This is a genomic window from Bacillus sp. SW14, from assembly GCF_047608225.1.
Lineage (GTDB): Bacteria > Bacillota > Bacilli > Bacillales > Bacillaceae > Bacillus > Bacillus subtilis_G.
Genome location: NZ_JBLKRW010000001.1, coordinates 1,752,939 through 1,771,701, shown reverse-complemented (window position 1 = coordinate 1,771,701; position 18,763 = coordinate 1,752,939). Strand labels below are relative to the sequence as shown.

Genomic DNA, 18,763 nt, shown 5'->3' with positions numbered 1-18,763 from the left:
TTCACCTCTTCATTGTTCTAAAATATGCAGTATTTCCTTCCCAATATGACGTGATGGATTCTTCAGCCGCCAACACATCAAGATGCCCTGCCGTTTCTGACATCGTTAAAAATAAGTCCTTTTTATACACAGCAGGAAAAAGCTGCTGGCAGACCTGAAAAGCGGTCATCGGCTTTTCATCCAGCATGCGCCGCACATCTTCCGTCCTGTTCCTCTGCTTGTCAAAACGCTTCTCTATCAGCGCCTGTACGCTGGTAATCGTCTCGCCGTGGCCGGGAAACACGATTGTTGGATCAAGTTCAGACAGCCTTCGCAATGACCGCTGATAATCAACTAAAGGCTTTGATCTTATGTCTCCCGTTTTCGGTGCTTCCAGAATCGGATTAGACGAGCTGTTGGCCAGCAAAAGATCGCCGCCAAGCATTCTACCGCTTTTTTCATGGAAAAGAACAATATGCGATTCAGCATGTCCAGGCATCTCCAAAACAGTCCAGCCCCCAAGCCCATCAACGCTCATCCCTTCTCTGACTGTTTTCGTCAGGGATCTCGTACAGGAAAACGCGTACGCTGACCGAATCAGCTTTTCTGTCTTTCCCGTATCAAACGGAACGCCTAATTCAGGCAGAAGCTTTTGAAAAAAACATTTTTGCCAATCCCTAAAAGCTTGATTTCGGCTGATATAAGGTTCGTTGAACGGATGCCCAATCACTTCGATTTCATCAGAAAAGGCATCAAGCAAGCCTGCATGATCAGCATGATGGTGAGTCAGTACAACCTGCTCGATATCTGACATTTTCACATTTACAGTGGCAAGCTGCTCTTGAAGGGCTCTAACAGCCTCTTTTGTATTCGGCCCGGCATCGATAAGTGTCAGCGCATCACCTTTTACGAGGTAAACGATAACATCGCCCACAGCAAAGGGTGTCGGGACGCGGATCGTCATAACATCTGCAGTTGTCATCCTTTCGCTCCTTGTCTTCATTCATTACTCATATTTTAGCTTTTTCTCAGTCTTGTGTCATTATTGCCGAATGAGAAAGTCCCTTTTTGAAAAAGCTATTGACATGAGCTTGTCCGCCATTGCATAATGAACAACAAACTAAAACGAGAACCATTGGAACGCTATGACGAGGAATCGTATACAAGGCAATGGCTAAAGAGAGCGATGCCCCCGGCTGAAAGGCATTGCGGTTCGCTTGTTTGTAGAATCTGCCCTCAAGTCGCGGTTAGGAAAACCTAAACGTTTCCCGCGTTACGGGATTAGAGCTGAGCACAACTCGTGCTAATGAGGGTGGTACCGCGAACCTTTTCGTCCTTTACGTGATGAAAAGGTTTTTTGCTGTTCTGATTAAAGGAGGATATCAATGAAAAAGATAGGATTTGTCGGCGCCGGGTCCATGGCAGAAGCAATGATTAACGGTATTTTGCAAAGCGGCATCACAAAACCAGACCATATCTATATCACAAACCGCTCAAATGACGAGCGTTTGATTGAATTAAAGGAAACGTACGGCGTATGTCCCTGCAGAGATAAAAATGAGTTTTTCACTCAAACCGATATCATCATCCTCGCTTTTAAACCGAAGGACGCAGCGGAAAGCATTGACAGCATTCGTTCGTATATCAAGGGCCAGCTTGTGATTTCAGTACTTGCAGGTCTTACCATCGAAACCATTCAGCACTATTTTGGCAGAAAGCTCGCGGTCATTCGCGTCATGCCTAATACATCTGCAGCCATTCGCAAATCAGCAACCGGATTTTCCGTAAGCGCTGAAGCAAGCCAGGAAGATATGACCGCCGCAAAAGCTTTATTGGAAACAATCGGTGATGCCACACTTGTTGAGGAACGGCATCTCGACGCTGTCACGGCAATAGCCGGCAGCGGCCCGGCCTTCGTGTACCGTTATATTGAAGCAATGGAAAAAGCGGCGCAAAAAATAGGATTGGATGAGGAAACGGCAAAGGCTCTCATTTTACAGACAATGGCAGGGGCAACAGATATGCTCCTTCAAAGTGGCAAACAGCCCGCAAAACTGCGCAAGGAAATCACGAGTCCGGGAGGCACAACAGAGGCAGGTCTTCGCGCTTTACAGGACTCACGCTTTGAAGAAGTGATTATTCACTGTGTTGAAGAAACCGCTAAACGCAGCGCCGAGATTAAAGAGCAGTTTTCCGGTGCCGCTTTAGAGACGTAAGCCCAGAGACAGAAGGGACAATGCCTTCTGTCTTTTGTTTTTCCTAAATCAGCCGGCTGGCAGTTTCTGATGGTTTTAATAGCGCGGAGATCGTAAATGAAAGCAAATCGGGAAGCACTTCAAAGGAATAAGGCATATACAGCCTTTCCGTCCATTTGTGCGGGTCTTTTCCAGCCGGACCGACATTTAAAACCGGGACATATAAAGCCTGATCTTTGCCGCTTGGCAGTGAATATCCTCTATTAAAGAGCGGCATATTGCTTGTGTACACGTTGACTTCCTGCTTTTCGAGCTGTAGATAGCTTAAGTCTGAAAGTCCCGGGAAATACTGAACCTCCTGCAACGCAATGCCGTATCTGTCAGCCGCATAATGCATAAGCTCATCAGCTGTATTCCTAATCAAGTGATCGTCCTTTGAAGAAACCGCCGGATAAAACGGCGGGCTGTAAAAAAGAACAATCAGCGGCGCATCCTCCTTACAAAGCGAAGCAAGCTCAGATACCATTTTCGTCGAAAAATCCCTGTCCCCAAGATCTCCCCTGTTGGCAAAGGCATAATTCAGAACCCGCTCTATTTCAGAGTTTCCGGCACGCTTTCTCGCACGTGCGGCCAGCTCATCAAATGTCAAAACAGAGACGTCGCGTTCCATCGGCGTAAACGACTCAAATTGCTGAAAATCCTGTGTTTTCTTCCGAATATTCGCGGTTATTTCTCTCGCCGCCTGTTCTGCGGTTTTAAGCAGCATCTGATGCAGTTCATTGGCCGAGCGTTTCATGGACAGCACATTAAATAACGTGACAGCTGTATGCGGTGTCTGAACAGAATACGCCTCTTTCAAGTCCTTTTGCATTAAGTTTACCGGAGGCGGGGTGACTTCACCTTCAACCTTCTCGCAATAATCAGAATTCAGTTCAAGCAAGCGGTTAATCTCCGATACCATTAAATTTGCGTTTATGCCTGAAAACGGCTCTCCGACATGAGTTTCAATCCCCTTGCAGAAAAAGCCCGCAAGCACCTTGCCGATACTTCCTGTATAAATATATTGCTGCAGGTCGCCGGGAAATTTTTCGAACATCGGTTCAGCATTCAGACAAGCGGAAAATGAGAGATCATGCTTTTTCTCCATTTCCTTCAGTACAGGAACCGCTTCAATCATGCCTCTCGAATTCACTTCCTCGTCAGGAACCGTAATCAACAGCAGATTGCCTTCAAATTGGCCGTTCATTGCCCGCTCTAGCATCGACAGCTGAACGGCAAGCCCCGCTTTCACATCCATCGTGCCTCTTCCGAACAGCCAGTCGCCGCTTTCAGCGTCTCTTCTCACATGTTCCGGAAGCAGCTCTTTTTTCTTTAAAAAAGAACTCAAAAGCTCAGCAGGCTTACAAGCCATATGTTTGAATTCTCCGTAATCCTCTATGTCCACGACATCAAAATGGCTCAGCAAAAGCACTGTCTTTTTGACATTCTTCTTTTTGACAAGAGCCGTAAGAAAGGATCTGCCGTCGTCCATCGGATGAAGTGTTACATCATCAGGATGTTTTTGAAAATAAGGCTTGTCTTTCAAAATAAAATAAAGATATTCTGCAAGTGCTGCCTCTCCCTTCGAACCGGTGATGCTTTCGTATTGCACAAGAGAAGTTAAAAGGGTCAGCAATTCGTCCTTCGTCTGCCAATGCATCGATCTCCGCCCCCTCCTATGTATAAAAACGCTTCTAACCTGGAAAATAAGATGATTCCTTGTCTATTATACAGAAAAGTTTTACAAAAATAGATCGTTTGAGCAGTTTATATGACGGGAAAGAAATGACTTGATATAATCAACCTCTAAAAACCTTACGGGAGGCGAAAGAAATGGCCAGAAAATTATTCACACCGATTACCATTAAAGATATGACGTTAAAAAACCGCATTGTCATGTCGCCAATGTGCATGTACTCTTCTCATGAAAAGGACGGAAAATTGACGCCGTTCCACATGGCACATTACATATCGCGCGCAATCGGCCAGGTCGGGCTGATTATTGTCGAGGCATCAGCAGTTAATCCTCAAGGACGAATCACAGACCAAGACTTAGGAATTTGGAGTGACGAGCATATTGAAGGCTTTGCCAAACTGACTGAGCAGGTCAAAGAACAAGGCTCAAAAATCGGCATTCAACTTGCCCATGCCGGACGTAAAGCAGAGCTTGAAGGAGATATTTTCGCTCCATCGGCGATTGCGTTTGACGAACAATCAGCAACACCTGTAGAAATGTCAGCAGAAAAAATAAAAGAAACAATACGCGAGTTCAAACAAGCGGCTGCCCGCGCAAAAGAAGCCGGCTTTGATATGATTGAAATTCATGCGGCGCACGGATACTTAATTCACGAATTTTTATCTCCGCTTTCCAATCATCGCACAGATGAATACGGCGGCTCACCAGAAAATCGCTATCGTTTCTTAAGAGAGATCATTGATGAAGTCAAACAAGTATGGAACGGCCCTTTATTTGTCCGTGTATCTGCTTCTGACTATACAGATAAAGGCTTAGACATCGCCGATCACATCGGTTTTGCAAAATGGATGAAGGAGCAGGGTGTTGACTTAATTGACTGCAGCTCAGGCGCCCTTGTTCACGCAGACATTAACGTATTCCCCGGCTATCAAGTCAGCTTCGCTGAGAAAATCCGTGAACAGGCCGACATGGCAACTGGTGCTGTCGGCATGATTACAGACGGTTCAATGGCTGAAGAAATTCTGCAAAATGGACGTGCCGACCTCATCTTTATCGGCAGAGAGCTATTGCGGGATCCTTTCTTTGCAAGAACAGCAGCGAAACAGCTCAATACAGAGATTCCGGCCCCTGTTCAATATGAGAGAGGCTGGTAATGCCCATAAGAGATATCCTCAAACGGATATCTCTTTTTTTATTTTTAGAGAAACGATCAGCTCAGGTTCTCCGTCTCCCTAGTAGAACCAATTAGAGGAGATGACTCCAATGAACTCAGCTTGGATGGAAAAGACATATACAATTGACGGATGTGCGTTTCATACACAACACCGGAGAGGATCAAGCGGTGTAACAATTGTCTTTGAGGCCGGCTACGGTACTTCTTCTGAGACGTGGAACCCATTAATAGCGGACATTGATGATGAATTTGGCATTTTTACATATGATCGGGCGGGAATAGGAAAAAGCGGACAAAGCAGCGCTAAACGAACAGCTGAACAAAAAGGGGAAGAATTGGAGAGTTTGCTTAAAGCAGCAGATGTAAAACCTCCTTATCTCGCTGTTTCACATTCATATGGAGCTGTCATCACCGGTTTATGGGCTTGCAAAAACAAGCGAGATATTATCGGCATGGTTCTCCTTGATCCAGCTTTAGGAGATTGTGCAAGCTGCTCCTTTATTCCTGAAGAAATGCACAATGCTGATACAAGAAAGATGATGCTTGAGGGCACACATGCAGAATTTTCAAGAAGCCTGCAGGAACTCAAACGGAAGCAAGTCCATTTGGGAAACATGCCTCTCCTTGTGTTGTCATCGGGTGAACGGACTAAGAAATTCACCGCTGAACAGGAGTGGCTAAACATGCACAGCAGCATATTGTCTCTATCTCATCAAAGCGGCTGGATTCAAGCTAAAAACAGCTCTCACAACATCCATCATGATGAGCCTCATATCGTTCATTTGGCTATTTATGATGTATGGTGTGCAGCGTGCCAGCAGGCTGCTCCACTTTATCAGGCAGTCAATTAACATAAAAGAAGACCGGGTATGTACGCCCGGTCTTCTTTTCTATTATTTCGTTTCACGATGAAGGGTATATTTCTTTAAACGCGGTGAATATTTTTTCAGCTCTAAACGATCTGGGTTGGTGCGTTTGTTTTTTGTTGTGATGTAATTCCGGTCTCCCGTTTCAGTGCAGGCTAAAGTAACATTGACTCTCATAATTAACATCTCCTTATAAAGCGTAATGATTACGTTTTATTATACAACATAATTACAAATTGTCAAATAAGAGCTCTTGGCCTCAGCCCCGAGGGACGTTTACCTCTAAGAAATCATAAGCTGCTATGCTGTTCGGGAAAACGTCATCCGCTTCTTTCTGAAGCTCTAGAGAGGCATCTCCCTGATATCTGGCGCTGATATGGGTTAAAATGAGCTTCTTCGCCCCTGCTTCTTTCGCTGTTACGGCCGCTTGTTCCGTTGTACTGTGAAAATAATCATAAGCAAGCTTCCGATCTTCCTTAGCAAAGGTCGCTTCATGAACAAGCACATCACAATCTCTTGCAAGGTCTTTTAGCTTATCACTTACTCTCGTATCTCCGGAAAATACCACAGCCCTTCCCTTCTTAGGAGGCTCCAGAAAATCATTTCCATTGATGATGCGCCCGTCATCAAGCGTTACCGTTTCGCCTTTTTTAATTTTTTGATACACAGGCCCGGGCGGGATGTTCATTTCCTTTAATAAATCCGCCTTTAAGGAGCCAGGCACATCTTTTTCCTGCACACGGTATCCGAAAGCTTCCACTCCATGAATAACAGATACGGCCGAGACCATAAACTGCTCGTCTTCAAACACGATTCCTTCTTCGATTTCCTTGATTATAAGCGGATATGTCAGATGGGTTTTCGTGACGGCAAGGCTTGTTTCAATAAACGCCTTGATCCCTTTAGGTCCGTACACCGTCAGCGCGTCCTCTCCCCCTTGAAAAGAACGGCTTCCCAGAAGCCCTGGAAGTCCGTATACATGATCGCCGTGCATGTGGGTAATGAAGATTTTTTCGATTTTACGCGGTTTAATTGTGGTATGTAAAATTTGATGCTGTGTGGCTTCCCCGCAGTCAAACAGCCATACCGAACGTCTTTCTTCAAGCAATTTTAACGCCACCGACGTTACGTTTCTCGCCTTAGCGGGAATGCCGGCTCCCGTCCCTAAAAAAAGTAATTCCACATTTCCTTCCTCCTACTAGAACTAGTTACCTACAAGAATACAGGATCATGCGTAAAATGTGAATCTTGCCTCTGATAGGAACAATCCTTTTGTTCTAGAGACATTTTTACGGTATTCTGCAAAAAAAGGGGCTGAAATGTTTGCTTTCGTTCAATTTTAGATTTAAAATGAAGAAAATATACGGGGTGTACTAAAATAAAGCTTCGAATAAAGTGAGGTACTTTTAGTGAAAACAAACCAACAACCAAAAGCAGTAATTGTCATATTCGGCGCAACGGGAGATTTAGCAAAACGAAAACTGTATCCGTCTATCCACCGTTTATATCAAAACGGACAAATCGGAGAAGAGTTTGCAGTAGTAGGAGTTGGAAGAAGACCTTGGTCTAATGAGGATCTTCGCCAAACGGTTAAAACATCCATTTCCTCATCTGCAGATAAACATATAGATGATTTCACGTCTCATTTTTACTATCACCCGTTCGACGTGACAAATCCTGGCTCTTATCAAGAGCTTAACGTATTGCTTAACCAGCTGGAAGATACATATCAAATTCCGAACAACAGAATGTTCTACTTGGCAATGGCTCCTGAATTCTTCGGGACAATTGCAAAAACATTAAAATCAGAAGGTGTGACAGCAACAACAGGCTGGTCCCGCCTTGTCATTGAAAAGCCGTTCGGCCATGATCTGCCAAGCGCACAGGCGTTGAACAAAGAAATCCGCGAAGCGTTTACAGAAGATCAAATTTACAGAATCGACCATTACCTAGGCAAACAAATGGTTCAGAACATTGAAGTGATTCGATTTGCCAATGCGATTTTCGAACCGCTTTGGACGAACCGCTACATCTCAAATATTCAAATCACATCTAGCGAATCACTTGGCGTCGAAGACCGTGCAAGATATTACGAAAAATCAGGCGCCCTTCGCGATATGGTGCAAAACCATATCATGCAAATGGTTGCCCTTCTTGCAATGGAGCCGCCGATCAAATTGAACACAGAAGAAATCCGCAGCGAAAAAGTGAAGGTGCTGAGAGCACTGCGCCCTGTTGCAAAAGACGAAGTAGACGAGTATTTTGTACGCGGACAATATCAAGCCGGTGAAATTGACGGTGTGATGGTCCCTGCTTATACGGATGAAGATAATGTCGCTCCTGACTCAAATACAGAAACCTTTGTTTCAGGAAAGCTCTTGATCGACAACTTTAGATGGGCTGGTGTTCCATTCTATATCCGCACCGGAAAACGAATGAAAGAGAAGTCCACGAAAATCGTCGTTCAATTTAAGGACATTCCGATGAACCTGTACTACGGCAATGAAAACAACATGAATCCAAACTTGCTCGTGATCCATATTCAGCCTGACGAAGGCATTACGCTTTACTTAAACGCTAAAAAGCTCGGCGGAGCAGCACACGCGCAGCCAATCAAACTGGATTACTGCAGCAATTGCAATGATGAGATGAACACCCCTGAAGCATATGAAAAATTGATTCACGACTGTCTTCTTGGTGATGCCACAAACTTTGCACACTGGGATGAAGTTGCCTTGTCTTGGAGTTTTGTCGACGCCATTTCTGAAACATGGGCAGCAAACAAGACCCTATCTCCAAACTATGAGTCAGGCTCTATGGGACCGAAAGAATCAGATGATCTTTTGGCGAAAGACGGCTTGAACTGGTGGAATATATAATACAGAAAAAGCCGAAAATGCTGTAGCGCATTTTCGGCTTTTTTTGCGGCTGTCAAGACTATTCCTTAAGACACAAATTCAATAACAAAAAACCCCGAAGCCCTAAGGCGCTTCGGGGTTCACTATTACTTCATCCATTCAGTATGGAAGATACCTTCTTTATCTGTACGCTCATAAGTATGGGCGCCAAAGTAGTCACGCTGCGCTTGAATTAAGTTTGCAGGGAGTACAGCTGTGCGGTAGCTGTCATAGTAAGCTAATGCGCTTGAGAATGATGGCACCGGCACACCTTGGGCAACAGCAAGTGAAATCACTTGGCGAAGCGCTCCTTGGTAGCTTTCTACAATATTTTTGAAGTAGCTGTCAAGAAGCAGGTTGTCGAGCTCAGGTTCGCGATCGTAAGCTTCTTTGATCTTCTGAAGGAATGCAGCGCGGATGATGCAGCCGCCGCGGAAGATCATAGCGATTTCGCCGTATTTCAGATCCCAGTTGTATTCTTCAGAAGCTGCTTTCATTTGGGCAAATCCTTGCGCATAAGAACAGATTTTACTCATGAACAGCGCTTTTCTGACTGCTTCAATCAGCTCTTCTTTATTGTCTGTAACAGGCTTCACTTCAGGTCCTGAAAGAAGGCCGCTCGCTTTCACACGCTCTTCCTTCATCGCTGAGATAAAGCGCGCGAATACAGACTCAGTAATAATCGGAAGCGGAACACCTAAGTCAAGCGCGCTTTGGCTTGTCCATTTTCCTGTTCCTTTTTGTCCTGCTTTATCGAGAATGACATCAACAAGCGGTTTGCCTGTCTCTTCGTCTTTTTTCGTAAAGATGTCAGCCGTGATCTCAATCAGGTAGCTGTCAAGCTCGCCTTTATTCCATTCAGCGAAAATGTCATGAAGCTCATCCGCTGAAAGGCCGAGCACCTGTTTCAAAATGAAGTAAGATTCAGAGATCAGCTGCATATCTCCGTATTCAATTCCGTTATGCACCATTTTCACATAATGGCCGGCACCGTCTGGACCGATATATGTCGTACAAGGTTCTCCGTCAACTTTTGCAGAAATCGCTTCAAGAATCGGCTTCACAAGCTCATGTGCTTCTTTTTGTCCTCCAGGCATAATAGAAGGCCCTTTAAGCGCTCCTTCTTCACCGCCGGAAACGCCTGTTCCGATAAAGTGAATGCCGCTTTCTGCAAGTTCTTTGTTACGGCGCTGTGTATCTTTATAGTATGTATTACCGCCGTCAATTAAAATATCATCCTTTTCTAGATGAGGAAGAAGAGATTGAATTGTCGCATCTGTTGCAGTTCCCGCTTTCACCATTAATAAGATTTTACGCGGTGTTTCCAAGGATTGGACAAATTCTTCAATGCTGTATGTGCCAACAACATTTTTTCCTTTTGCCTCCTGCAAAAACTCCTCCGTTTTACTGCTTGATCTGTTGTAAACAGAAACAGAAAATCCCCGGCTCTCGATATTTAAAGCCAGATTTTTACCCATGACCGCAAGTCCGATAACTCCGATTTGTTGTTTTGACATATTCTAACGTCCCTTCTGCAAACGTTTAATCATTTTAAAATTCAAATTAAAATAAAATGATATTTATAATAAAGAAATTACCATACTTTCACCCTTTTTTTCAAGCTATTCACCTTTTCTTTTCATCCTGAAAAAAATCTTTATTAAAGCTTGTTCCCTTCGTTTTGCTCTCCTCCTTTTTTATCCTTGCCCCTTTTCTGATCAGCTTGGATCCGTACCTATCATTCAGCTTTTCCATCATCTGCTGAATGGGCTCATCCTTCGCATCTTCATTAAAACTGAACAAATCGAGCTGCTTATAGGCCTGTTCTTTTTCTACTAAATCGGTTCCGGTAATGCCAAGCAGCCTGACAGGATTTTTATTCCAGTGTTTAAAAAAGAGGTGCTCCGCTTCTTTCATTATTTCACTTTTTTGATCGATCGGATTTTTCAGCGTGATGCTTCTCGTGATGGTTTTCCAATCTGCATATCTAATCATAATAAAAAGCTTCGAAGCCATGACTTCCTTGCGCTGTAAGCGGTCACTCACGGAAGCGGCAAGCTTTCTGAAAACGCCTAACAGCTCTTCTTCATCACTGGAATCGTGTGATAGTGTCGATGAGTTGCCGACGCTTTTAAATTCGTAAATGCGTTCCGGGTCAACCGGCGCATGGTGAATGCCGTTTGCTTTATGTTTAAGGCGCGGGCCGTTGATGCCAAGCAGGCGTTTCAGCGAGTGTTCATCAGCTGCAGCTAACTCTCCAATCGTATGAATGCCGAGTCCCTTCAGCTTTTCCGCTGTCTTTTTGCCGACTCCGTGCATCTCTCCAACAGGAAGCGGCCAAAGGATATCAGGCACTTGCCTCCTTCTTAAAATCGTGATGCCGAGCGGTTTTTTCATATCAGACCCCATCTTAGCGAGAAATTTATTCGGCGCGATCCCTATGCTTGACGGAAGTAGCAGCTCTTTTTGCAGCCTGCTTTGGATTTCTTTTGCCGTCTCCAGAGCGCGGCTGCTGTATGGTGTATCGGTCATATCCATATAGCCTTCGTCGATGGAGACAGGCTCCACCAGGTCAGTATATTCACGGAGGATGTTAAACATCGCTCTTGAAGAGTTTCTATAGCGGTCAAAGTTCGGCGGAAGAACGATCAGCTCAGGACAATTGCGCTTCGCTTCCCAAACCGGCATCGTTGTTTTAACGCCGCGCGCTCTTGCTTCGTAGCTGCATGTCACCACGATGCCCTTTCGCTCCTTTACATTTCCGGCAACTGCGACCGGCTTCCCCCGGAGAGCCGGATCATATGCCATTTCCACCGATGCATAGAAGCTATTCATATCAATATGGAAAATAATTCGGCCCTTTCCCTGCATAAATAAATCTCCTTTTCGTTCATTAGACAACGGCTTGTACATATAGTAAAATGAAGGTATTGAATGGATGTGATGACAATGTTTGTGGAATCGATAAATGACGTTTTATTCTTAGTCGATTTTTTCACAATTATTCTTCCTGCTCTGACAGCAATCGGGATTGCGTTTCTTTTACGAGAATGCCGTGCTGGCGAGCAATGGAAATCAAAACGAACAGACGAACATCAGACGGTCTTTCAAATAAACCGAACAGACTTTCTTATTATTATATATCATCGCATTACAACTTGGATACGTAAAGTCTTCCGCATGAATTCGCCTGTGAACGATGATGAAGACGCCAGTTCCCTTCTTTTATAAACCGCATTTATAAAAAGGAGGAGAACAAATTGTTAAAAACATATCAAAAACTTTTGGCTGTAGGTATCTTTTTGATCGTATTATGCTCGGGCAATGCAGCGTTTGCGGCGACTAATCAGGTGGGAGGTCTCAGCAACGTCGGTTTTTTCCACGACTATTTAATCGAACCGTTTTCCGCTCTGCTTAAAGGTGTTGCCGGACTGTTTCACGGAGAATTCGGACTGTCTATTATTCTCGTAACCATTATTGTGCGTGTGGTTGTACTGCCTTTGTTTGTCAATCAGTTTAAAAAACAGCGTTTGTTCCAAGAGAAAATGGCGGTTATTAAACCTCAGGTTGACAGCATTCAGGACAAATTGAAAAAGACGAAGGACCCAGAACAGCAAAAAGAACTGCAAACGAAAATGATGAAGCTGTATCAGGAGCACAATATCAATCCGCTTGCCATGGGATGTCTCCCAATGCTGATTCAGTTCCCTATTTTGATTGGGTTTTATTACGCGATTCGCTCTACACCTGAAATTGCGTCACACTCGTTTTTATGGTTCAGTTTAGGACAATCTGACATTCTCGTGTCTCTTAGTGCGGGAGCTATGTACTTTATTCAGGCCTATGTTGCTCAAAAACTGAGCGCCAAATATTCCGCTGTTCCGCAAAACCCGGCAGCTCAGCAATCAGCCAAACTGATGGTGTTCATTTTCCCTGTGATGATGACAATTTTCTCGCTTAATGTTCCTGCAGCCCTTCCGCTGTACTGGTTCACAAGCGGGCTGTTCCTGACAGTGCAAAACATCGTCCTTCAGATGACACACCATAAAACAAAAAAAGCAGCTGCTCTTACTGAGCCGGTGAAATAATGAAACAACCCCGAGCGAAAAGCCGGGGTTGTTTTTTGTTTCACCGCACCCTTTTCTTTCAAGGCTGATGCAAAAATGGCCATCCTAACAAAACAGCCATATCGTTTAAAAAGAAGGAAAGCGGGAATACCTTTAGTCACACCCACTGAAAGGAGGATATACGTGACGGAACGCTTTCAGCAAAAAAATATGTCTGTACCTGAAGGAATGTGGATCATGAGACAAGCCTGGAATGATGTCTTATTTGCCCACTGGCCTGTCGATGTCTCTATTCTTCGCCCTTTAGTACCGCCAGTTTTAGAATTAGATACATATAACGGACAAGCTTGGATCAGCATACTTCCCTTTATGCTCACGAACCTGAGGGCCCGATTTCTTCCTGCCCTTCCCAGTGCGCGTGCTTTTCCTGAGCTTAACCTCCGCACCTATGTCACGTATAAAGGCAAACCCGGCATTTATTTTTTCAGCCTGGATGCCGATCATCGGCTGACGGTCCTTGGCGCGCGCACGTTCTTTCATTTGCCTTATTTTCACGCTGATATGAAAACCGTAAAAAAAAGAGATAACATTGATTATGTCAGCAAACGGAAAGACGACGGAAAAGACGAATTCCGCGCCGCATACCGGCCCATTTCAGCTCCTTTTGCAGCGGAAGAGGATTCTCTCGATTATTGGCTGACGGGACGATATAGACTCTACACCACTTATTGCAACAAGCTCTATTACGAAGACATTCATCATCATCCTTGGCTGTTACAAAATGCCGAAGCCAAGTTTTCAGTCAATACGATAGCTGAAGCTCACGACATTTCATTGCCAGAGTCAGACCCTTTGCTTCATTTCGCTAAAAAACAGGACGTGTTATTTTGAACGCTTAGGCAATGGAGCTGAATGCAAAAAAACCCGATGCGGTACTAGTCCGCTCGGGTTTTCCTTTTTTATTTCGCCGCCTCTTCAATAATGGCAACAACCATTTCCGCGGTTTTAACGAGTTCTTCAATCGGCATTTTTTCATTTTTTGTATGAATTTGCTCATAACCGACAGCAAGGTTGACCGTCGGAATGCCATGACCTGCAATCACGTTCGCGTCGCTTCCGCCGCCGCTTGTTTGCAGCTCGCTCGGGCGCCCGATTTTAGCTGCCGCTTTCTTCGCGATTTCAACAACTTGGTCGCCGTCTTGATATTTGAAGCCCGGATACATCACTTCAATTTCGACTTCCGCGCGTCCGCCCATATCAGCAGCGGCCATTTCAAAAGCAGCTTTCATTTTTTGAACCTGAGCTTCCATTTTCTCAGGAACTAAAGAACGTGCTTCCGCAAGAATATGGACTTCGTCGCATACAATATTTGTTTGTGTGCCGCCTTCAAACCGTCCGATGTTTGCTGTTGTTTCTTTATCGATGCGCCCCAATGGCATTTTTGAAATGGCTTTGCTAGCGATTGTGATGGCAGAAATGCCTTTTTCAGGTTCAACCCCGGCATGTGCGGTTTTCCCGTAAATGGCCGCTCTTACCTTCGCCTGTGTCGGCGCGGCCACAATGATATTCCCGACTTTTCCGTCTGAGTCAAGGGCATAGCCGTAGGATGCCGTGATCATAGAACGGTCAAGCGCCTTCGCTCCGATCAGGCCTGATTCCTCACCTACTGTGATGATGAATTCAATCGTGCCGTGCTCAATGTTTTCTTCTTTCAGCACTTTAATCGCTTCAAACATTGCAGCCAGCCCCGCTTTATCATCAGCGCCTAAAATCGTAGTGCCGTCTGTTTTGACATAGCCTTCTTCAACAACCGGTTTTACGCCGTTTCCGGGTACAACTGTGTCCATATGAGATGTAAAATAGATCGTATCTGCTTGTTTTGTCCCTTTTAATGTGCAGATCAGGTTTCCGGCTCCATGGCCAGTGATATCCATTGTATCGTCTTCTTTTACATCCACACCTAAATCAGAAAATTTTCGTTTCAGCACTTTGCAGATTTCTGCTTCGTGTTTTGTTTCTGAGTCAATTTGGACAAGCTCTAAAAATTCTTCCAGCAGGCGTTTTTCATTCACCATTTGTAAGTCCCTCCATATTAAAGCGGTATGTTACCGTGCTTTTTTTTCGGCCTCTCTTCTGTCTTATGTGCAAGCATGTAAAAGGCTTGAATCAGCCTTTTCCTAGATTCTTCAGGCAAAATGATGTCATCAACCATTCCGCAGGCCGCCGCTTTGTACGGGCCGGCGTTTTGCTTTTTGTATTCAGCTGTTTTTTCACGTTTTGTCTTTTCCGGGTCGGCTGAAGCTTTTATGTCCTTTTCATACAAAATCGAAGCCGCGCCTTCTGAACCCATCACTGCGATTTCAGCATTCGGCCATGCAAACACAAGGTCCGCTCCGATCGCTTTGCTGTTCATGGCCACATAGGCGCCGCCGTACGCTTTTCTGATAATGAGCGTGACTTTTGGGACGGTCGCTTCTGCATAGGCATACAATAATTTTGCGCCGTGCCTGATAATTCCGTTATGCTCCTGCTGAATACCGGGAAGAAATCCCGGCACATCCTCGACAGTTAACAGCGGGATATCAAATGCGTCACAAAAACGGATGAACCTTGCCGCTTTATCAGCAGCGTCAATCGTCAGGCTGCCCGCCAGATGCTTCGGCTGGCTCGCAATGATGCCGATTGTTTTTTCACCCAGCCTTGCAAACCCGATGACAATGTTTTTCGCAAAGAACGGCTGAATCTCAAAAAAAGACTGCGGATCTGCCAGCTCTTTAATCACCGTCCGCACATCATACGGCTTTGTCGTGTCAGCGGGCACGAGACGGTTTAATAACGGCCTTGAGACCTCTTTCTCTGGCTGCGGCACTGTTGTCTGGCCCTTCAGCGGCAAATAAGACAGCAGTTTTTTCACCCCTGTCAGAACCTCCTTCTCCGTATGTCCGGAAAAGTGGGCGTTCCCGCTGACGGCATTATGTATCCCCGCTCCGCCTAAGCTCTCCGCATCTACCTGTTCTCCTGTCACTTTTTCAATCACCTTCGGCCCGGTAATAAACATCCGGCCGGTCTGTTCAGCCATAAAGATAAAATCTGTGAGGGCCGGAGAATATACAGCGCCTCCAGCGCACGGCCCTAAAATAACCGATATTTGCGGAATGACTCCTGAATATAAGACGTTTCGGTAAAATATGTGACCGTATCCATCTAATGATACCACACCCTCTTGAATTCTCGCACCACCTGAGTCATTCAGCCCGATAATCGGCGCCTTATTTTTTGCTGCCAGATCCATCAGAGCGCAGATTTTTTTGGCGTGGGTTTCGCCAAGGGCCCCGCCGAACACTGTGAAGTCCTGCGCAAATACATATACAGAGCGGCCGTCAATTGTGCCGTACCCTGTTACGACCCCATCGCCTAAAATGCGCTGTTCTCTTGTTAGCGCTTGGCTTTCCATGAAGGGATGCAGCTCGATAAAGCTGCCCTGATCAAGAAGAAATGTGATCCTTTCCCGTGCTGTGAGCTTTCCCTTTTGCCGCTGTTGGGCCAGCTTTTCATGTCCTCCGCCTTGTTCTGACTGCCTGCGCCTCGTGTATAAATGATCAATGTGCTCATTCATGTTCATTGGTTTCTCCTTTCGGCTCGCAAAGCTCTACAAGAACGCCGTTTGTTTCCCGTGGTGAAAGAAAGGCGATCCATTTCCCGTTTGCTCCCTGTCTTGGATACCTGTCGATCAATTGAACTTGCCGGTCAGACAATACTTGAAGCTGTTCAGATAAACCGGTGCACAAAAATGCAACATGATGCAGCCCCTGCCCTTTCTTCTCCAAAAAGAAACGGACGGGGCTGTCAGTTGTCAGCGGCTCAATCAGCTCAAGCTTGACGCTGCCCGCTTGAAAAAAAGCAACATTCACCTTTTGCTCTTCAACCGTTTCTTGATGAAGAAACGCAAGCCCCAATACTTCTTCATAAAAGCTTCTCGCTTCTTCTATCGAAAAAACGGCTATCCCGATATGGTCAAGCCTGTTCATTTTCATCCCTGCTTTCCGCGAATAGATATTACTTGTCCGCCCCCTCAAAACACGCTAAAATATAGACAGATTGTCTAAGGAGTGAAATCATGTCTCAAAAACTGATGAAAAGCGTTTTGATCGTGATTTTGGGAGTTTTTATTCTTTCAACTGTGCTCTCAGGAATCGTCATGTTTTTATAATGATAAAAAAGCAGGCAGCCTTATTGAATGGGAACATCCTGCTTTTTTATCAGAGCTTTATGTTCAATGGCAATCTCCTGCTTTTTTATCAGAGCTTTATGTTCAATGGCAATCTCTTCAAAAGAGCGGGAGTCATCCGTAATCAACACTCTCGTACCCACCGGAATCGTTTGAAACAAATGAACGACTTCATCGTTATGCATACGTATACAGCCGTTAGACACAAATTTCCCTACCGACTCATCCCGGTTTGTCCCATGAATTCCGTAAATCCGCCCGTCTGTCCCATTCGCGTCAAATCCAAGCCATCTTGCTCCAAGCGGATTGTCAGGAGATCCCCCTTCAATATTTTTCTTTCTGTAGTAAGGATTCGCCGCTTTTACTGTTATCGAAAATTCTCCTTCAGGCGTTAAATCGTCTGTTTTTCCGGTCGCCACGCTGTACACGCCTTCTACTTTGTTGTCGAGGATGACAGCGAGTTCGTTTGTTCTCTTGTTGACAATGACATACGGATCACCCGGCAGCGGATTGTCGCCGAGCGGCCAAATCGGTGACATCATCATGATAAAAATCGAACATAAGAAAAAACGCATAAGCTCCTCCTTTTTCATTAGGTTGACCAATGAAGGAAGAGCTCATGCGAATCATGCGAGTGATTTTTGCGCTTTTATTCCTTTAAAATAACTTTTAATCACTAAATATTGTTCCATTTCCCCGAGAAGATGGAAGAGAGCGGCTCTCGCTTCAAATTCCTCTCTTGTCGCCGGAAGCGGCATCTCCTCAAATTCTTTTCTCATATCGGCAAGCCTTTTCAGAAATTTGTGCGCCGTATTTCCCGGGTGTATCGCTTCCCGTAAATCGTGAATAAATGCTGCGATCATTTTTCCCTGATCTACCGTAATGGAGATAGAAGTCACTTTAGGGAGGAGGCGTTCGATAATTTCAAATTGCTTTTCTCTCATTTTAAAATAATGATAATGCAAATTTTCGTAGCGCAGAATGTGGTTTTGCACATCTCGGTATGCCAGATTTTTAGCTTCCGTGATGAGCTGATGTGTTTCCGGAATTTCTTTTCCAGTCCAATCTTGCTCACCAGTTAACAAATACCGCTCTATTTCTGCGAAAATGACGGCAAAGTTATCCTCTATCTTTTTGCGATAGGCAATCAGCTTTCGGTCTAGGCTCGGCATATACAAGTTCATCAAAAGAGCGACGCCGATACCAACCGTAATCAATTGAACTTCATTCCAAATGAAAGCAAGCGTTATGCCACCCGACATATACAGATGAAGAATAATAACGGAACTTGTGACGATTCCCTCATTAATTTTTAACAGGACCGTTATCGGGATGAATATCAAAAGGAGCGCTCCGATAACAAACGGGTGATAGCCAATCAGCTCGAAAAAGAGATAAGAAAAAAGAATTGCCAAACAGCATGCCGCAAAGCGGGCCCACGATGCCTGAAGCGACCGTTTTTGTGTGATTTGAATGCACAAAATGGTGATGATTCCTGCTGATGCGAAGTTTTGCAAATGCAATAGCTGGCTTAAATAAATAGCCAAAGCTGTTCCAAGCGCTGTCTTTATTGTGCGGTAACCAATTTTAAACATGTCGGACTCCATTTCTATTTGTTTCTT

The 18,763-nt window shown here is 44.9% G+C and carries 19 protein-coding genes; 8 read left to right on the top strand and 11 right to left on the bottom strand.

Translation table 11 applies throughout. The features are described 5' to 3' along the window. Nucleotide 1: 1 nt before the first annotated feature. Nucleotides 2-961, bottom strand: coding sequence for an MBL fold metallo-hydrolase (locus ACMX2I_RS09150; RefSeq protein ID WP_414956750.1), 960 nt, complete (start codon nucleotides 959-961; stop codon nucleotides 2-4). 403 nt (nucleotides 962-1,364) lie between these two features. Between ACMX2I_RS09150 and proC the strand changes: the two genes are divergently transcribed. Further along, complete coding sequence (gene proC / locus ACMX2I_RS09145; protein ID WP_414956749.1) at nucleotides 1,365-2,195, top strand: pyrroline-5-carboxylate reductase; 831 nt, start codon at nucleotides 1,365-1,367, stop codon at nucleotides 2,193-2,195. Between the two features lie 43 nt (nucleotides 2,196-2,238). Here the strand turns inward: proC and ACMX2I_RS09140 are convergent, their stop codons facing one another. Then, nucleotides 2,239-3,873: a M20/M25/M40 family metallo-hydrolase gene (locus ACMX2I_RS09140; protein ID WP_414956748.1), complete on the bottom strand. Its 1,635-nt coding sequence runs from the start codon at nucleotides 3,871-3,873 to the stop codon at nucleotides 2,239-2,241. A gap of 173 nt (nucleotides 3,874-4,046) precedes the next feature. Here ACMX2I_RS09140 and namA point away from each other — a divergent pair, with 173 nt between their 5' ends. Both namA and ACMX2I_RS09130 read left to right on the top strand, forming a co-directional pair. Then, the gene (namA, locus tag ACMX2I_RS09135; protein ID WP_148961976.1) at nucleotides 4,047-5,063 is read left to right on the top strand and encodes an NADPH dehydrogenase NamA; all 1,017 of its coding nucleotides are present in this window, start codon (nucleotides 4,047-4,049) and stop codon (nucleotides 5,061-5,063) included. A 109-nt stretch (nucleotides 5,064-5,172) separates the two neighbouring features. Continuing rightward, nucleotides 5,173-5,934, top strand: coding sequence for an alpha/beta fold hydrolase (locus ACMX2I_RS09130; RefSeq protein WP_087990634.1), 762 nt, complete (start codon nucleotides 5,173-5,175; stop codon nucleotides 5,932-5,934). Between the two features lie 42 nt (nucleotides 5,935-5,976). On the opposite strand, the gene rpmG is transcribed toward ACMX2I_RS09130, so the two are convergent. Further along, entirely contained in the window at nucleotides 5,977-6,126 is a 150-nt protein-coding gene (gene rpmG, locus ACMX2I_RS09125) for a 50S ribosomal protein L33 (protein ID WP_003226511.1), read from the bottom strand. Between the two features lie 82 nt (nucleotides 6,127-6,208). Next, a complete protein-coding gene (gene rnz / locus ACMX2I_RS09120) occupies nucleotides 6,209-7,132 on the bottom strand; it encodes a ribonuclease Z (protein WP_414956747.1) in 924 nt (307 codons plus the stop codon). A gap of 226 nt (nucleotides 7,133-7,358) precedes the next feature. On the opposite strand from rnz, the gene zwf reads away from it, so the two are divergent. After that, a complete protein-coding gene (gene zwf, locus ACMX2I_RS09115) occupies nucleotides 7,359-8,828 on the top strand; it encodes a glucose-6-phosphate dehydrogenase (protein ID WP_087990636.1) in 1,470 nt (489 codons plus the stop codon). A 125-nt stretch (nucleotides 8,829-8,953) separates the two neighbouring features. Here zwf and gndA read toward each other — a convergent pair whose 3' ends face one another. Both gndA and ACMX2I_RS09105 read right to left on the bottom strand, forming a co-directional pair. Continuing rightward, nucleotides 8,954-10,363, bottom strand: coding sequence for an NADP-dependent phosphogluconate dehydrogenase (gndA, locus tag ACMX2I_RS09110; RefSeq protein WP_289347648.1), 1,410 nt, complete (start codon nucleotides 10,361-10,363; stop codon nucleotides 8,954-8,956). A gap of 109 nt (nucleotides 10,364-10,472) precedes the next feature. Then, nucleotides 10,473-11,717, bottom strand: coding sequence for a DNA polymerase IV (locus ACMX2I_RS09105; protein ID WP_414956746.1), 1,245 nt, complete (start codon nucleotides 11,715-11,717; stop codon nucleotides 10,473-10,475). Nucleotides 11,718-11,789: 72 nt separating this feature from the next. On the opposite strand from ACMX2I_RS09105, the gene mifM reads away from it, so the two are divergent. The 3 genes from mifM to ACMX2I_RS09090 all read left to right on the top strand — a co-directional run bounded on the left by mifM (nucleotide 11,790) and on the right by ACMX2I_RS09090 (nucleotide 13,804). Continuing rightward, nucleotides 11,790-12,077: a membrane protein insertion/folding monitor MifM gene (mifM, locus tag ACMX2I_RS09100; protein WP_075746683.1), complete on the top strand. Its 288-nt coding sequence runs from the start codon at nucleotides 11,790-11,792 to the stop codon at nucleotides 12,075-12,077. Nucleotides 12,078-12,106: 29 nt separating this feature from the next. After that, entirely contained in the window at nucleotides 12,107-12,934 is an 828-nt protein-coding gene (locus ACMX2I_RS09095) for a membrane protein insertase YidC (RefSeq protein ID WP_414956745.1), read from the top strand. Nucleotides 12,935-13,096: 162 nt separating this feature from the next. Next, nucleotides 13,097-13,804 (top strand): YqjF family protein, encoded by a 708-nt coding sequence (locus tag ACMX2I_RS09090; RefSeq protein ID WP_414956744.1) that lies wholly within the window; start codon nucleotides 13,097-13,099, stop codon nucleotides 13,802-13,804. Between the two features lie 68 nt (nucleotides 13,805-13,872). On the opposite strand, the gene ACMX2I_RS09085 is transcribed toward ACMX2I_RS09090, so the two are convergent. Genes ACMX2I_RS09085 through mce form a run of 3 tightly spaced genes read right to left on the bottom strand, consistent with a single transcriptional unit; the run spans nucleotide 13,873 to nucleotide 16,941 of the window. Continuing rightward, nucleotides 13,873-14,988, bottom strand: a complete 1,116-nt coding sequence (locus tag ACMX2I_RS09085) for a tripeptidase T (RefSeq protein ID WP_414956743.1) — start codon at nucleotides 14,986-14,988, stop codon at nucleotides 13,873-13,875. Between the two features lie 17 nt (nucleotides 14,989-15,005). Continuing rightward, a complete protein-coding gene (locus ACMX2I_RS09080; RefSeq protein WP_414958317.1) occupies nucleotides 15,006-16,529 on the bottom strand; it encodes an acyl-CoA carboxylase subunit beta in 1,524 nt (507 codons plus the stop codon). Next, nucleotides 16,522-16,941, bottom strand: coding sequence for a methylmalonyl-CoA epimerase (mce, locus tag ACMX2I_RS09075; RefSeq protein WP_087990812.1), 420 nt, complete (start codon nucleotides 16,939-16,941; stop codon nucleotides 16,522-16,524). Before mce ends, ACMX2I_RS09080 begins: the two co-directional genes overlap by 8 nt. 89 nt (nucleotides 16,942-17,030) lie before the next feature. On the opposite strand from mce, the gene prli42 reads away from it, so the two are divergent. Then, nucleotides 17,031-17,123, top strand: a complete 93-nt coding sequence (gene prli42 / locus ACMX2I_RS09070) for a stressosome-associated protein Prli42 (protein ID WP_003226489.1) — start codon at nucleotides 17,031-17,033, stop codon at nucleotides 17,121-17,123. Nucleotides 17,124-17,143: 20 nt separating this feature from the next. Here prli42 and ACMX2I_RS09065 read toward each other — a convergent pair whose 3' ends face one another. Both ACMX2I_RS09065 and ACMX2I_RS09060 read right to left on the bottom strand, forming a co-directional pair. Then, a complete protein-coding gene (locus ACMX2I_RS09065; RefSeq protein WP_414956742.1) occupies nucleotides 17,144-17,716 on the bottom strand; it encodes a L,D-transpeptidase in 573 nt (190 codons plus the stop codon). Nucleotides 17,717-17,767: 51 nt separating this feature from the next. Continuing rightward, nucleotides 17,768-18,736 carry an aromatic acid exporter family protein gene (locus ACMX2I_RS09060; protein WP_148961988.1) on the bottom strand — a complete coding sequence of 323 codons (969 nt, stop codon included), beginning with the start codon at nucleotides 18,734-18,736 and terminating at the stop codon, nucleotides 17,768-17,770. Between the last annotated feature and the right edge of the window lie 27 nt (nucleotides 18,737-18,763).

Excerpts from the sequence above, each read along its gene's own strand:
- ACMX2I_RS09150 (WP_414956750.1), bottom strand. The coding sequence starts at position 961 with ATGACAACTGCAGATGTTATGACGATCCGCGTCCCGACACCCTTTGCT.
- proC (WP_414956749.1), top strand. The coding sequence starts at position 1,365 with ATGAAAAAGATAGGATTTGTCGGCGCCGGGTCCATGGCAGAAGCAATG.
- ACMX2I_RS09140 (WP_414956748.1), bottom strand. The coding sequence starts at position 3,873 with ATGCATTGGCAGACGAAGGACGAATTGCTGACCCTTTTAACTTCTCTT.
- namA (WP_148961976.1), top strand. The coding sequence starts at position 4,047 with ATGGCCAGAAAATTATTCACACCGATTACCATTAAAGATATGACGTTA.
- ACMX2I_RS09130 (WP_087990634.1), top strand. The coding sequence starts at position 5,173 with ATGAACTCAGCTTGGATGGAAAAGACATATACAATTGACGGATGTGCG.
- rpmG (WP_003226511.1), bottom strand. The coding sequence starts at position 6,126 with ATGAGAGTCAATGTTACTTTAGCCTGCACTGAAACGGGAGACCGGAAT.
- gndA (WP_289347648.1), bottom strand. The coding sequence starts at position 10,363 with ATGTCAAAACAACAAATCGGAGTTATCGGACTTGCGGTCATGGGTAAA.
- ACMX2I_RS09105 (WP_414956746.1), bottom strand. The coding sequence starts at position 11,717 with ATGCAGGGAAAGGGCCGAATTATTTTCCATATTGATATGAATAGCTTC.
- mifM (WP_075746683.1), top strand. The coding sequence starts at position 11,790 with ATGACAATGTTTGTGGAATCGATAAATGACGTTTTATTCTTAGTCGAT.
- ACMX2I_RS09085 (WP_414956743.1), bottom strand. The coding sequence starts at position 14,988 with ATGGTGAATGAAAAACGCCTGCTGGAAGAATTTTTAGAGCTTGTCCAA.
- ACMX2I_RS09080 (WP_414958317.1), bottom strand. The coding sequence starts at position 16,529 with ATGAATGAGCACATTGATCATTTATACACGAGGCGCAGGCAGTCAGAA.
- mce (WP_087990812.1), bottom strand. The coding sequence starts at position 16,941 with ATGAACAGGCTTGACCATATCGGGATAGCCGTTTTTTCGATAGAAGAA.
- prli42 (WP_003226489.1), top strand. The coding sequence starts at position 17,031 with ATGTCTCAAAAACTGATGAAAAGCGTTTTGATCGTGATTTTGGGAGTT.
- ACMX2I_RS09065 (WP_414956742.1), bottom strand. The coding sequence starts at position 17,716 with ATGCGTTTTTTCTTATGTTCGATTTTTATCATGATGATGTCACCGATT.
- ACMX2I_RS09060 (WP_148961988.1), bottom strand. The coding sequence starts at position 18,736 with ATGTTTAAAATTGGTTACCGCACAATAAAGACAGCGCTTGGAACAGCT.